Source organism: Aquamicrobium defluvii (genome assembly GCF_004363725.1).
GTDB lineage: Bacteria > Pseudomonadota > Alphaproteobacteria > Rhizobiales > Rhizobiaceae > Mesorhizobium > Mesorhizobium defluvii.
In genome coordinates this window covers 76,034-88,192 of sequence record NZ_SNZF01000002.1, presented here as the reverse complement: position 1 = coordinate 88,192, position 12,159 = coordinate 76,034, and the positions used below count along the sequence as shown (strand labels likewise).

At 63.7% G+C, this 12,159-nt stretch carries 13 protein-coding genes, 1 tRNA gene and 1 riboswitch; of the genes, 7 read left to right on the top strand and 7 right to left on the bottom strand.

Annotated elements, in window-relative coordinates:
* Positions 1–216: 216 nt before the first annotated feature.
* Positions 217–510: a DUF6460 domain-containing protein gene (locus DES43_RS01795; protein ID WP_198027498.1), complete on the bottom strand. Its 294-nt coding sequence runs from the start codon at positions 508–510 to the stop codon at positions 217–219.
* Positions 511–633: 123 nt separating this feature from the next.
* Between DES43_RS01795 and DES43_RS01790 the strand changes: the two genes are divergently transcribed.
* Positions 634–707, top strand: a tRNA-Gly gene (locus DES43_RS01790).
* Positions 708–888: 181 nt separating this feature from the next.
* Here DES43_RS01790 and gntR read toward each other — a convergent pair.
* Entirely contained in the window at positions 889–1,908 is a 1,020-nt protein-coding gene (gene gntR / locus DES43_RS01785) for an HTH-type transcriptional regulator GntR (RefSeq protein WP_035026571.1), read from the bottom strand.
* Positions 1,909–2,035: 127 nt separating this feature from the next.
* Between gntR and DES43_RS01780 the strand changes: the two genes are divergently transcribed.
* The 6 genes from DES43_RS01780 to DES43_RS01755 all read left to right on the top strand — a co-directional run bounded on the left by DES43_RS01780 (position 2,036) and on the right by DES43_RS01755 (position 8,308).
* Entirely contained in the window at positions 2,036–2,590 is a 555-nt protein-coding gene (locus DES43_RS01780) for a gluconokinase (protein WP_051520531.1), read from the top strand.
* A gap of 4 nt (positions 2,591–2,594) precedes the next feature.
* Positions 2,595–4,025 carry an amidase gene (locus tag DES43_RS01775; RefSeq protein ID WP_035026358.1) on the top strand — a complete coding sequence of 477 codons (1,431 nt, stop codon included), beginning with the start codon at positions 2,595–2,597 and terminating at the stop codon, positions 4,023–4,025.
* A gap of 104 nt (positions 4,026–4,129) precedes the next feature.
* On the top strand, positions 4,130–5,458 hold the full coding sequence (locus DES43_RS01770) for an ABC transporter substrate-binding protein (protein ID WP_084496477.1): 1,329 nt from the start codon (positions 4,130–4,132) through the stop codon (positions 5,456–5,458).
* 104 nt (positions 5,459–5,562) lie between these two features.
* On the top strand, positions 5,563–6,435 hold the full coding sequence (locus DES43_RS01765) for a carbohydrate ABC transporter permease (RefSeq protein ID WP_035026360.1): 873 nt from the start codon (positions 5,563–5,565) through the stop codon (positions 6,433–6,435).
* Between the two features lie 47 nt (positions 6,436–6,482).
* Positions 6,483–7,277, top strand: coding sequence for a carbohydrate ABC transporter permease (locus DES43_RS01760; protein ID WP_425352080.1), 795 nt, complete (start codon positions 6,483–6,485; stop codon positions 7,275–7,277).
* An 11-nt stretch (positions 7,278–7,288) separates the two neighbouring features.
* Complete coding sequence (locus tag DES43_RS01755) at positions 7,289–8,308, top strand: ABC transporter ATP-binding protein (RefSeq protein ID WP_035026361.1); 1,020 nt, start codon at positions 7,289–7,291, stop codon at positions 8,306–8,308.
* 12 nt (positions 8,309–8,320) lie between these two features.
* Here DES43_RS01755 and DES43_RS01750 read toward each other — a convergent pair whose 3' ends face one another.
* From DES43_RS01750 to DES43_RS01735, 5 genes are all read right to left on the bottom strand, one after another.
* Positions 8,321–8,569 carry an LLM class flavin-dependent oxidoreductase gene (locus DES43_RS01750; RefSeq protein WP_051520533.1) on the bottom strand — a complete coding sequence of 83 codons (249 nt, stop codon included), beginning with the start codon at positions 8,567–8,569 and terminating at the stop codon, positions 8,321–8,323.
* Positions 8,570–8,614: 45 nt separating this feature from the next.
* Complete coding sequence (locus DES43_RS23145; RefSeq protein WP_280960260.1) at positions 8,615–8,737, bottom strand: hypothetical protein; 123 nt, start codon at positions 8,735–8,737, stop codon at positions 8,615–8,617.
* Between the two features lie 525 nt (positions 8,738–9,262).
* Positions 9,263–9,583 (bottom strand): YMGG-like glycine zipper-containing protein, encoded by a 321-nt coding sequence (locus DES43_RS01745; RefSeq protein WP_035026362.1) that lies wholly within the window; start codon positions 9,581–9,583, stop codon positions 9,263–9,265.
* Between the two features lie 391 nt (positions 9,584–9,974).
* A complete protein-coding gene (locus DES43_RS01740) occupies positions 9,975–10,751 on the bottom strand; it encodes an ABC transporter substrate-binding protein (RefSeq protein ID WP_035026363.1) in 777 nt (258 codons plus the stop codon).
* Positions 10,752–10,869: 118 nt separating this feature from the next.
* Positions 10,870–11,964 (bottom strand): 2'-deoxycytidine 5'-triphosphate deaminase, encoded by a 1,095-nt coding sequence (locus DES43_RS01735; protein ID WP_035026365.1) that lies wholly within the window; start codon positions 11,962–11,964, stop codon positions 10,870–10,872.
* 89 nt (positions 11,965–12,053) lie between these two features.
* A riboswitch (SAM riboswitch) is annotated at positions 12,054–12,131 on the top strand.
* Positions 12,132–12,159 lie beyond the last annotated feature (28 nt).

Sequence of the window (12,159 nt, the reverse complement as noted above, 5' to 3'; positions counted from 1 at the left end):
GCACCGGCCGAGGCTGGGTGGTCACGCTGTCTTCGCCCCCTGATGCGGCATGATGCCGGTGCTCCCTGCCGGGATGGCGGACGTTCCGATGAGCGCCATCCGCTCCCCCTGCCCGAGTGTTGGCGACACGATGCAGGCCGGACGTTCCCGCCTGGCTGCAATCGCTCCGGATCGATAACGCAGACCGGCGCGCCGGTAAACTCGCGCCGAAGCCGGCTATTTGCGATAGTTGGCGATGCGGATGAGGAGGAAGGCGGGGATCACGATCGCGGCGCCGAGCAGCACATAGCCAAGCACGCGGTCGATGGCCCGGAAACCAAGGTTCCAGATGTCGACGAAGAAGTTGCGGATCCCCATCACGACGTCATATGGCGACCAGCCGAAAGCGCTCATCACCAGTCCGACGAGGAAGGAGACGATCAGCAGCTTGACCAGAATGCGCAGCGGCGAATCGCCGAGGAAGCGGGTGAGGGCGGACAAGGCGTTCTCCTGAAAATCCGTTCCGGTCATGAAATAGGCAACCCTCACCCCATAGGCAAGAAAAACCGCCCCATGCCTGCTGCGAGGGGCGGGCGAAATCGCTGCGCTTTGCCCGTTGCGGCGTGCGGCCCGCGCATGCTAACGAAGCGCTGCGCGGGTATGATGTAATGGTAGCCTGTCAGCTTCCCAAGCTGAACGCGCGGGTTCGATTCCCGCTACCCGCTCCAGTTAGTTTTCTTGAATGGCGGCAAGGCCCGAAAGGTCTTCGGACGGGCGGTTTCTGAGCCGCATAAGGATGGGCTGGCCTGCCGCCCGTTGGACGGGTTTCACGCCAGCCGGACAGGACATGTCGCCCGAAACACGCGTAAGACACCGGCAGCGCGGGTGCGGGGCGGGAGATGCCGTTTCTTACAGGGGCGGAAGCTGACGCTGGCTGCTTTGGCGGACCATCAGCTCGAAACCGAGATCGAGCAGGGGTGTTGTTACGGCTCTGCCTTCGATCCGGTCGATCAGCATCCTGATCGCCTGTTCGCCCATCTCCTGCCGGAATGTCCTTATGCTGCTCACCGGAGGGTTGGCAACCGCCATCATCTCAAGGTCGTTGAAGCCGCAAATGCCCATTTGTGACGGCACTGCGATGCGCCGGCGCTGGCACTCGAACAGTACGCCGAGCGCCAGGTCGTCATTGTTGCAGAACACGGCGTCGGCATTGAGTTCCTTCTCCAGCAGCAGGCCCAGCAATTCGCAACCCAGCGTTACCGTCGAGGAGCGTGGTGTGGTGACGATCAGCCGTTCGTCGAACAGGCCGGCCTCTTCCAGCGCGCGGCTGTAACCCTGCATGCGCCGCCGGGTTCGCGGGTCCATGCGGGCTCCGAGGAAGGCGATGCTCCGGTAGCCCTGCCCGACCAGATGGGCGGTGGCGGCATGGGCGCTGCGCACATGCGAGAACCCCACCATCATGTCGACGGGATCGTCGCCAGTCTCCATGATCTGGACGACCGGGCAGGAAGCCTGCTTCAGCAGCGTGCGCGAAGCGGGCGACTGGTCGGTGCCGGTGACGATCAGCCCCGCCGGCTTCTGGCTGAGGAAGACGCGCAGCAGGTTCTCCTCTTCCAGGTTCGAATAGCGGGTATTGGCGAACTGGAGGTCGTAGGGGCTGTCCTGTGCGACCGAATAGATGCCGCGCAGGACGTCGGCGAACACATTGTTGGTGAGCGAGGGAATGAGAATGCCGATGACGTTGGTGCGCGCCGAGGCCAGCGCCCGCGCCGCCGGATTGGCGAAGTAGCCCAGTTCCTCGATCACGCCGAGGATGCGCTCGCGGACGCCGGGCGACACCAGCTCCGGCCGGCGCAGCACACGCGAAACGGTGGCGGCGCTGACCCCTGCCGCCTTGGCCACATCCGAAAGCCTGACGCGTGCTTCCATCGATCCTGCTCCAGCCTCTGGATCGGTTGTGTCATCGATTCTCATGTTTGAAAAGCTGTATTGACAATGAAAGCGCTTTCATTCACAAATCCGACAACGCTAGCCGAGGGAGGAATTTGTGGGCTTCATGCCGACACCAGCTGCCAATACCGATGGCCGGGCCGGATACGTTCTTGTCATGGGTGTCAGCGGTGCCGGAAAGTCAACGATTGGAAGGGCTCTGGCCGTAAGGACGGGCGGCAGCTTCATTGAGGCTGACGATCTCCATCCGGCCGAGAACATCCGCAGGATGTCGGAGCGGGAGCCGTTGACGGATGCGGACAGATGGCCATGGCTGAAAGCGATTTCAGAATCTGCGCTGGCTGAGATGAAGGAGAGCGGGGGGCCGGTGATCATCGCCTGCTCGGCGCTGAAGCGCAGCTACCGGGACGTGTTGCGCCAGGCGCTGTCGCCGCTGTCGATTGTTCACCTGTCGGGGCCGGTCGATCTGATCCGCGCCAGGCTTGAGGAACGGCCCACCCATTTCATGCCCATCGAATTGCTGGACAGCCAGATCGAGACGCTCGAGGCGCCGGACGAACACGAAGGCGTTTCCTTTTCCATCGAGGACAGCGAGGCGCATATCGTGGCGGGAGCCTTGCAGGCGATCGGTCTCCCGCACCGTGGCGTAAGGGAGGCATGATCCGATGAACGGCGATATCTGGCGCTGGAGCGCGATGGAGATAGCCGGGGCGGTGCGCGAGAAGCGGGTTTCCTGCCTCGAAGTGGTGGAGAGCTGCCTCGGGCGGATCGGCGCGGTCAATCCGGCTGTCAACGCGATTGTGGACCTGATGGATGCTCAGGCGCGCTCGGCCGCCGTCGAGGCGGACAAGGCGGTCGCCCGGGGCGACATTCTCGGCCCCCTGCATGGCGTTCCGGTCACGATCAAGGTCAACATCGACGTCGCCGGGCGGGCTACGACCAATGGCGTCGCGGCCTTCCGCGACCGGATCGCGACAGAGGATTCGCCGCTCGTGCGCAAGTGGCGCGAGGCGGGCGCCGTCATCCTCGGCCGCACCAACACGCCGGCCCTGTCGTTCGGGCTGTTTACGGACAACAAGCTTTACGGCCCCACGCTCAATCCCTGGGATGCGGCCCTGTCGCCGGGCGGATCGAGCGGCGGGGCGGCGGTTTCGGTCGCCACCGGCATGGTGCCGCTCGCCCACGGCAACGACAGCGGCGGCTCTATCCGTTACCCCGCCTATTGCTGCGGCATTTTCGGCATGCGCCCGACATTCGGTCGCGTCCCTCACTACAGCGGCACTGCGCCGGCCGATCTGCCGATCATGTCGCAGCTTGCCGTGGTTAATGGACCCTTCGCCAGATCGGTGGCGGATCTGCGCGCGGCGATGTGGGCGATGTCCGGCCATGATCCGCTCGATCCATGGTCCGTTCATGAGCCGGTGGCACGGCCGGCCCGGCCGGGTCCCTGCAAGGTGGCGGTGCTGACGGGACTCGACGGCGTTGCCCGGGATGAGGAAACGGCGGCGGCGGTGCGGCAGGCCGCCGGTTGGCTGGCCGATGCCGGCTATACGGTCGAAGAGGTCGCGCCGCCGCGTTTCGCGGAGACCTCGATGCTGCGCGACCGGCTGCTGATCCACGAAATTCGCCGACACATGCTGGAGCAGATCGAAGCGCATGCGCCGTCTGCCGAGGTCAACGAGGCTCATGCGCTGCTCGACGCCACCCCGCATGTCGACTTCGATGAGTTCTGCGAGGGGCTGGCAAGGCGCACCTCCATAATCCGCGACTGGCTCCTGTTCATGCAGTCCTATCCGCTCGTGCTGACGCCGACCGCCTGGCGCAAGCCGCAGCCGGCGAATCTCTATGCAGGTCCGGTCTCGTTGACCGAGGCGGTGGTGCTCGAATTGTCGCCGCTTCACGTTCCGCCACTGCTCGGGCTGCCTTCGATGGCCGTTCCGACCGGGCTCGCCGCAGGTGCGCCGATGGGCATACAGCTGATGGCCTCGCAGTTCGAGGAAGAGCGCCTTCTGGTCGCTGCCGAGGCAATCGAACTGCGCGCAGGCGCGATGACGCCGATCGGACCCGCCGGGAGTGCGGGCGGGCCCGCCCGCTGACTTCAGGATTTCATGCGGACCGACAGGTCCGCAGCCAATGGCCGGACCGGACCGGCCGCATCGTTCGATTGAAACCGGCCCCGATGGCCGAAAAAAGAGAGGGAATGAAAATGCGTAAATCCATAATGGCACTCGGCGTGGCGCTGGCACTTGGCACTGTCGCTCCAGCAGCTTCGGCCGAGGAGATTGTGATCGCCACCGTCAACAACGGCGACATGATCATCATGCAGAAGCTGTCGAAGGAGTTCGAGGAGAAGACCGGCATCAAGCTGCGCTGGGTGGTTCTGGAAGAAAACACGCTGCGCGAGAGGCTGGCGGCCGACATCGCCACCAAGGCCGGCCAGTACGACGTGATCTCGGTCAACTCCTACCAGACCCTGCTCTGGGCGAAGATGGGCTGGCTGACGAAGCTGGACGATTTCAGCGCCGACTACGACTACGACGACTTCATCACCGCGACCCGCGACAGTCTAAGCGTGGATGGCGTCATGTACGGGGCGCCGTTCTATGGCGAAAGCCTGATCACCTTCTATCGCAAGGATCTGTTCGAGAAGGCGGGCATCGAGATGCCGGCGAAGCCGACGATGGACGACATCGCCGGCTTTGCCGAGAAGATCACCGACCGTGAGAACGGCATCAATGGTATCTGCCTGCGCGGCAAGCCGGGCTGGGGCGAGAACACGCCGCTGATCACCACCTTCGTCTCGGCGCTGGGTGGCGAATGGTTCGACATGGAATGGAAGCCGCGCCTGACCAGCGAGCCATGGCGCGAGGCGCTGACCTGGTATCTCGACGTGATGAAGAAGGCCGGTCCGGCCGGCGCCGCGACCAACGGCTATAATGAAAACCGGGTGCTGTTCAGCAGCGGCAAGTGCGGCATGTGGATCGACGCCACCGTGACCGCCGGCTACCTGCTCGATCCGAAGGAATCGCAAGTCTCCGAAACCACAGGCTTCGCACCGTTCCCGATCACCGACAAGAATCCGGATGCGGCCGGCTGGAGCGGAGCGTGGGCGCTCGCCATTCCGACCAGCGTGACCGACAATGCAACCGCCGCCAAGAAGTTCATCGAATGGGCGACCTCCAAGGAATATGCGCGCCTCGTCGGTGAGCGGGAGGGCTGGCTGCTGGCGCCGTCGGGCACCCGCAAGTCGACCTATGCCGCAGCTGAATACCAGCAGGTGGCCGAGCCGTTCGCGGACAAGGTTCTTGCCGCGATCTCGGCGGTGAACCCGACCAAACCGACGGTCAACGAAGTGCCCTATACAGGCGCCGGCTTCATCGATATCCCGGAGTTCCAGGCGCTTGGCACCACGGTCGGCCAGAACATCGCGGCCGCACTGACCGGCGCCAGGACGCTCGATGAGGTTCTGGAGGAATCGCAGATTTATGTGGAGCGCACCATGGAGCGCGCAGGCTACTACAAGAAGTAGTTGTCTTGTCTCAGTATCGCGGCCGGTTCCGCCGGCCGCGATATTCGCCGGCTTCAGGTTGCCTCGACAGGCGGTCTGGGCGTGGGACTGGAAGTGGATAGGCTATGTCTGGCTATCGGATGAAAAGAGCGGCGCGGCTCGCTTTGGCGCCATCGGTGGCGTTGCTGATCGTTGGCATGATCGTGCCGCTGGCAACGACGCTGTGGTTGTCGTTCCGCTACTACAACCTCATGAATCCGGCGCTCGGCGGCTTTGCCGGCCTGAGCAACTATGAATTCTTCCTGACCGATCCGGCGTTCGCGCAGGCCATCGTCAACACCATTCTTCTGGTCGGAGGCGTTCTGGCCATCACGGTTGCCGGCGGCATCCTGCTCGGGCTCCTGTTCGACCAGCCCATGTGGGGCAGGGGCATGGCGCGCCTTCTGGTCATCGCTCCGTTCTTCGTGATGCCGACCGTGTCGGCGCTGGTGTGGAAGAACATGCTCATGCATCCCGGCTACGGCATCTTCGCCTGGGTGGCGATGAAGCTCGGCCTGTCGCCGGTCGAGTGGCTGAGCAATCATCCGCTGCTTTCAATTATCCTGATCGTTGCCTGGCAATGGCTGCCCTTCGCGACGCTGATCTTCCTGACCGCCCTCCAGTCGCTCGATCACGAGCAGCAGGAGGCGGCGCGCATGGATGGCGCAGGCCCCCTCGATCGCCTTGTCTACATCATCCTGCCGCATCTGGGCCGCGCCATCACCGTCGTTATCCTGATGGAGACGATCTTCATCCTCGCCATCTTCGCCGAGATTTTCGTCACCACCAGCGGCGGGCCGGGCTACGCTTCCACCAATCTTCCCTACCTGATCTACGTTCAGGCCCTGATGCAGTTCGATGTCGGCGCCGCTTCGGCGGGAGCGATCATCGCGGTGGTGCTTGCCAACATCGTGGCCATTTTCGCCATCCGGCTTGCCGGCCGCAACCTGACTGCGTGAGGACCCCCCGGATGAGATCGCTGCGTCCCACCCTGTTCAAGGCTGCCATGACCTTTCTCGGCTGGGCGGTGGCCCTGCTGCTGTTCTTCCCGATCCTGTGGACGGTGTTGACCAGCTTCAAGTCCGAGGTCGAGGCGATCGCCTTTCCGCCCGCGTTCTGGCCGTCCGGCTGGACGCTGGAGAACTACTTCGAGGTTCAGGAAAGGTCGGAATATTTCGGCCATTTCCTCAACTCCGTCGCATTGTCGCTGGGATCGACGGTGATCGGCATGCTGATCGCCATCCCGGCCGCCTGGTCGATGGCGTTCCAGCCCGCCGCCTCGACGCGTCATGTCCTGATGTGGATGCTGTCGACCAAGATGATGCCGGCGGTGGGGGCGCTGGTGCCGGTATTCCTGATCTTCAAGAGCGCCGGTCTTCTGGACACGCTGCCCGGCATCACCCTTATCGTTCTGGTTGGCAACCTGCCGATCATGGTGTGGATGCTCTACACCTATTTCAAGGAAATCCCGGCCGACATACTTGAGGCATGCAGGATGGACGGGGCGACCGTCTGGAAGGAGCTTGTCCATGTGCTGCTGCCGATGAGCCTTCCGGGCGTTGCCTCAACCATGCTGCTCAACATCATCCTGGCCTGGAACGAGGCTTTCTGGACGCTCAGCCTGACAGCGGTGAAGGCCGCCCCCCTGTCTGCCTTCATCGCCTCCTATTCCAGCCCTCAGGGCCTGTTCTGGGCGAAGCTTTCGGCGGCCTCGACGCTGGCAATCGTGCCGATCCTCATCATCGGCTGGATAAGCCAGAAGCAACTCGTCCGCGGCCTCACCTTCGGCGCCGTCAAGTAGGAGGAAGACAAATGGGCTCGATCAAGCTCGACGGGCTGAAGAAAGCTTTCGGCAGCCAGACCGTTATCCCCGACGCCAATCTGGAAATCGCGGACGGCGAGTTCGTGGTCTTTGTCGGTCCCTCGGGCTGCGGCAAGTCCACCCTGCTGCGGCTGATCGCGGGGCTGGAGGAGCCGACGGACGGCCGCATCCTGATCGACGGCCGCGACGTGACCCATGCCGCACCTGCCCGGCGCAAGCTGGCGATGGTGTTCCAGTCCTATGCGCTCTATCCGCATATGAGCGTCTACCAGAACATCGCCTTTCCGCTGAAGATGGCGGGGGAGAAGGCCGACGTCATCAGGGTGCGGGTGCAGGAGGTGGCGACCAGCCTCGACCTTCTGCCCTATCTGGAGCGCCGCCCGCGCGCCCTTTCGGGCGGCCAGCGCCAGCGCGTGGCCATCGGCCGGGCAATCATCCGCCAGCCGGCCGGCTTCCTGTTCGACGAGCCGCTGTCCAATCTGGATGCGGCGCTGCGGGTCAGCATGCGCACGGAGATATCGGAACTGCACCGGCGGCTGCGCAGCACCATGATATATGTCACCCACGATCAGGTCGAGGCGATGACCATGGCCGACAGGATCGCGGTGATGAATGCGGGCCGCATCGAGCAGTTCGACACCCCGCTGGAACTTTACCGGCGGCCGGCAAACATGTTCGTCGCCGGTTTCATCGGCTCTCCGAAGATGAACTTCATCGAAGGCGCCAGGGCGCGCGAATATGACGCCCGCACCATCGGAATCAGGCCGGAGGCCATCGACTGGTCGATCGACAGCGGAAAATGGAGAGGCCGGGTGGAACGGGTCGAGCATCTGGGTGCCGAGACGGTCGTGCATCTTTCGCTCGACACGGCTGATATCCTCACATTCAGGACGCCGCTGGACGAACGCCTCGTTGCCGGCCGGACCATTCACGTATCGCCGCGCGAGGACAGCATCTATCGCTTCGACGGCGAGGGGCGTGCGATCCCCGGCCCGAAGCGGAATCCCTGACAGGCTGCCCGGTCATCCGGCCGGCACAATGGCTGCGTGGAGCGCATAGAACCTGCCTTCATGGTCGAAGGGAAGATCGTTCGACCACAGGCGCTTGAGCAGCGTCAGATATTCGTCGGTTTTCTGCCAGCCCACGGTCGATCCGCGGGAGCCCGGCGCATCGGGCGATGCGCCGATGATGCGCAGCGAGAGCCTCCCGCCGGCCATGCGGTCGAGCGCCGCAATGTCCGAGGCGGCGATCGGCGGGGTGGTGACGTCCACCCAGTGAGTGAGGATTATATCCAGAGACCCGTTCCACCGGGCGCTCTACGAACCGCCGCGCAGCGCCTGGTGCTGATCGGGCCTCGCCTTTTTCGGCGCGCCAGCAACGATCGCGGACATGATGAAGGAGTGGTGGGAAGCCGGAGGCTCCGACAGTTTCAATGTCATCTTCCTCCATCTGCCGAACAGCTTCGCCGGGGAATCTAAGGGATGAACCCTGCGCGAATATCCGGAGCTCTGGCGGCCGCGAAATCGCTTCCTTGAGGGAGAATCCGCCCCGGCGATTTTCTATGTTGGAATCGGGAACTGGTGAAGGTCAGCCACTGGCGTCTGTCGGAGCGCCTGCACTGGCCGGATATGGCGCGCAAGAAATGAACAGAAGTTTTTTTGGCGGCGACGGTTCAGCCGCACCGTGGTGACAGACGGATGATCGACGGGCGTCGTCCGTGGCTCGGCAGGCGTTCGCTGCCGGTATGCCCGGCGGCAAGATCTGAACCGCTGGTTGCAGGTCTGGCAAGCAATGGATTCCGGTCCGGGGTAAGGACCACGCCTGCAATTGAAGTTCGGGAAGGGATTGGTGAATCAGGCCGGCGCCCGCCGGATTGCCATCACCCGGACGCACCAGGAATGCCCAGATGATTCGATCGGGCATCGAAGCGATCCGAAGCCCGATCCTGCTTTCCATCCAGTGTTTTAGTACTGGCCGCGATAATAGCGCTCGTCGCATTCGGCAACGTAGATGCGTCCGTCCGGCGCGCGGTAACGGCACATCTGCTGGTCGCCCGGCTGCGGGCCGCCCGAGGTGGCCACAACGGCTCCGAGCAGCGCGCCGGCGCCGGCGCCGATCAGCGTGCTCTTGGTGTCGCGGCCTATGGCCTGACCGACAAGCGCGCCACCTGCACCGCCCAGTGCCGCACCGGTGGTTGCGCGCTGCTGCTGTGGCGTCTGCGAGCAGCCGGCAAGGCCGATCGTCAGGGCCACGGCGCCCATGGCGGCGAATCTAAAAACGTTCATCTTTCCATCTCCTTGTCTGCCAAGCCGGCATCGCACAATGCACATTAAAGATGAACGCAACCTGACTGCGCCGGGTTCCGCTTTCCCGATGCCGGTGACGCCGGCGAAATATCCGCGCCATGCGCGGACGTGCATACGATCCTGCTTTCCCCGCCGCGGGTCGCCGACAGCAGGAGGCCGGCTTTCCGGAGGCTTGCCATTCCGGCGGGGCGTTGATCGTGTAATCCGGGATCAGCGGGTAGGGTTGTCCCGGCCGTTACGGGATCGAACATTTTTTAAGTATTTTGCAGTCAGGCGAAATCGCCTGACGTCGCGTGGATGCGGCCAGGAAAAGAAGCCGGGGCAGCAGCGTTCGTCGGAACGCCGGCTGCCCCGACGGCGGTTTCGGACATCAATAGATGTCGAAGTCGAAATACTTTGCCTGGATCTGCTTGTAGGTGCCGTCGGCGACAATGGCGTCGATGGCCGCGTTGAGCTTCTCGCGCAGCTCGTTCTCGCCCTTGCGGATGGCGATGCCCGTTTCAAGCTCGGTGCCGGCAACGTCGCCGATCATCTTGCAGCAATCGGCATCGGCCGAGTTCTTCAGCCAGTCGACCATCACGAACTTGTCGGAGACGACGGCGTCAAGGCGACCGTTGATGAGGTCCTGCACCGCTTCTTCCTGCGTCGGATAAAGCTTCACGTCGGCGCCGGCCTTGGCGTAGTGGTCCTGGGCGTAGATCGCCTGCGTGGTCGCCGCCTGCGCGCCGACAGTCTTGCCGGCGAGGTCTTCCGGCGTGGTGCCCTTGAGTTCGCTGTCCTTGACGGCAGCCACCGCCAGCGGCGTCACATAATACTTGTTGGTGAAGTCGACCTGTTCCTTGCGCTCGTCGGTGATCGACATCGACGCGACGATGGCGTCGAACTTGCCGGCCTGCAGAGCGGGGATGATGCCGTCCCAGTCCTGCACGACAAATTCGCATTCGGCCTTCATCTGTGCGCACAGCGCCTTGGCGATGTCGACGTCGAAGCCTTCGAGTTTGCCGTCGGCGGTCAGTGTGTTGAAGGGAGGGTAGGCGCCTTCGGTGCCGATCTTGAGCTTGCCGCCCTCCTGCGCCGCTGCCTGCCCGGCAACGAGGGCGACCACCGCTGCCGTGGCGACGCCTGCGAGCCATCCGGAAATACGCATAGTGAACCTCTTCCCAAAAAATCTCAGGCCCCCTTTGGCCTGCGCCCAGCCAAGCACAGCCACAGCAAGGACACAAGCCGAAAGCTTTAGGTTCAAAGTAGAGTGAGATGACCTTGCGTCAGGAAGCGTTGCGGAAATGCTTGGACAGTTTCAGGCCCTGCGCCTGGTAGTTGGAGCCGAGGTCGGTGCCGTAAAGCGCCCTGGGGCGCCTGAGCATGTGCTCATAGACCAGCCGGCCGACGATCTGGCCATGATCGAGGATGAAGGGCACCTCGTGGCTGCGCACCTCCAGCACGGCGCGGCTGCCGGTGCCGCCGGCGGCCGAATGGCCGAAGCCGGGATCGAAGAAGCCGGCATAGTGAACGCGGAACTCCCCCACCAGCGGGTCGAAGGGTGTCATCTCGGCGGCATGGAGCGGCGGCACGTGCACCGCCTCGCGGCTCACCAGAATGTAGAATTCATCGGGGTCCAGCACCAGCTCGGCCGCGCCGCGATTGTAGAGCGGCTCCCAGAAATCCAGAACGTCATGGGCGGCCCGGCGGTCCACGTCGATGAGGCCCGTATGGTGCTTGGCGCGGTAGCCGATCAGCCCGTTGGCGCCGCCCTCCAGATCGATCGACAGTGCGATGCCGCCGCCTGAAATGTCGGGCGGCTCTGTGGCCACCAGCGTCTGCGAGCGATGGAGCGCGTTGAGTTCAGCTTCGGAAAGCAGCGCATTGCCGATGCGGAAGCGGATCTGCGACAGCCGTGAACCGGTCCGGGCGATGATCGGGAAAGTGCGCGGACTGACTTCCAGATAGAGCGGGCCGCGATAGCCGGCGGCGATCTTGTCGAACTCGGCGCCGTGGTCGGTCATCACGCGCGTGAAGATGTCGAGCCGCCCGGTCGAGCTCTTGGGGTTGGCCGAGGCGGAGATTTCCGCCGGCAATGCAAGCCTCTCCAGCAGCGGCACGATATAGACGCAGCCCGTTTCCAGCACGGCTCCGGCGGTGAGGTCGATCTCGTGCAGTTGCAGCCGATTGAGCTTTTCCGCGACCGAATGGCCGGGGCCGGGCAGGAAGGAGGCGCGCACCCGGAAGGCTTTTTCGCCGAGCCGCAGATCGAGGCTGGCCGGCTGGATCTGGTCCGCGTCGAGCGCCCGCGGAGAAACGAGCGCGCCGCTCTCGAACAGCGCGGCGATGTCCTGATCGGGTAGAATGCCTGTCTGACGCAAGGGTACGCTCCCGGCCGATGATCGGGCCACAATCGCGAATGTCTTAAACATACGGCCAATTGACGCAAGACGGCATCAGGTTTAAAGGGGGCTTATCCCGTGGTGATTTGGCCGGTCGGCTTGCAGCCACGTTAAACAAGTCGCTAAAGGACCGTCTGGCCTCAAGGCCGTCCGTGCCGGTTGCGACTTTCGCGA

What these genes read in the sequence shown, in the direction of transcription:
- DES43_RS01795 (WP_198027498.1), bottom strand. Translation starts at nt 510, where the DNA reads ATGACCGGAACGGATTTTCAGGAGAACGCCTTGTCCGCCCTCACCCGC.
- gntR (WP_035026571.1), bottom strand. Translation starts at nt 1,908, where the DNA reads ATGGAAGCACGCGTCAGGCTTTCGGATGTGGCCAAGGCGGCAGGGGTC.
- DES43_RS01780 (WP_051520531.1), top strand. Translation starts at nt 2,036, where the DNA reads ATGCCGACACCAGCTGCCAATACCGATGGCCGGGCCGGATACGTTCTT.
- DES43_RS01775 (WP_035026358.1), top strand. Translation starts at nt 2,595, where the DNA reads ATGAACGGCGATATCTGGCGCTGGAGCGCGATGGAGATAGCCGGGGCG.
- DES43_RS01770 (WP_084496477.1), top strand. Translation starts at nt 4,130, where the DNA reads ATGAAAATGCGTAAATCCATAATGGCACTCGGCGTGGCGCTGGCACTT.
- DES43_RS01765 (WP_035026360.1), top strand. Translation starts at nt 5,563, where the DNA reads ATGTCTGGCTATCGGATGAAAAGAGCGGCGCGGCTCGCTTTGGCGCCA.
- DES43_RS01760 (WP_425352080.1), top strand. Translation starts at nt 6,483, where the DNA reads ATGACCTTTCTCGGCTGGGCGGTGGCCCTGCTGCTGTTCTTCCCGATC.
- DES43_RS01755 (WP_035026361.1), top strand. Translation starts at nt 7,289, where the DNA reads ATGGGCTCGATCAAGCTCGACGGGCTGAAGAAAGCTTTCGGCAGCCAG.
- DES43_RS23145 (WP_280960260.1), bottom strand. Translation starts at nt 8,737, where the DNA reads ATGACATTGAAACTGTCGGAGCCTCCGGCTTCCCACCACTCCTTCATC.
- DES43_RS01745 (WP_035026362.1), bottom strand. Translation starts at nt 9,583, where the DNA reads ATGAACGTTTTTAGATTCGCCGCCATGGGCGCCGTGGCCCTGACGATC.
- DES43_RS01740 (WP_035026363.1), bottom strand. Translation starts at nt 10,751, where the DNA reads ATGCGTATTTCCGGATGGCTCGCAGGCGTCGCCACGGCAGCGGTGGTC.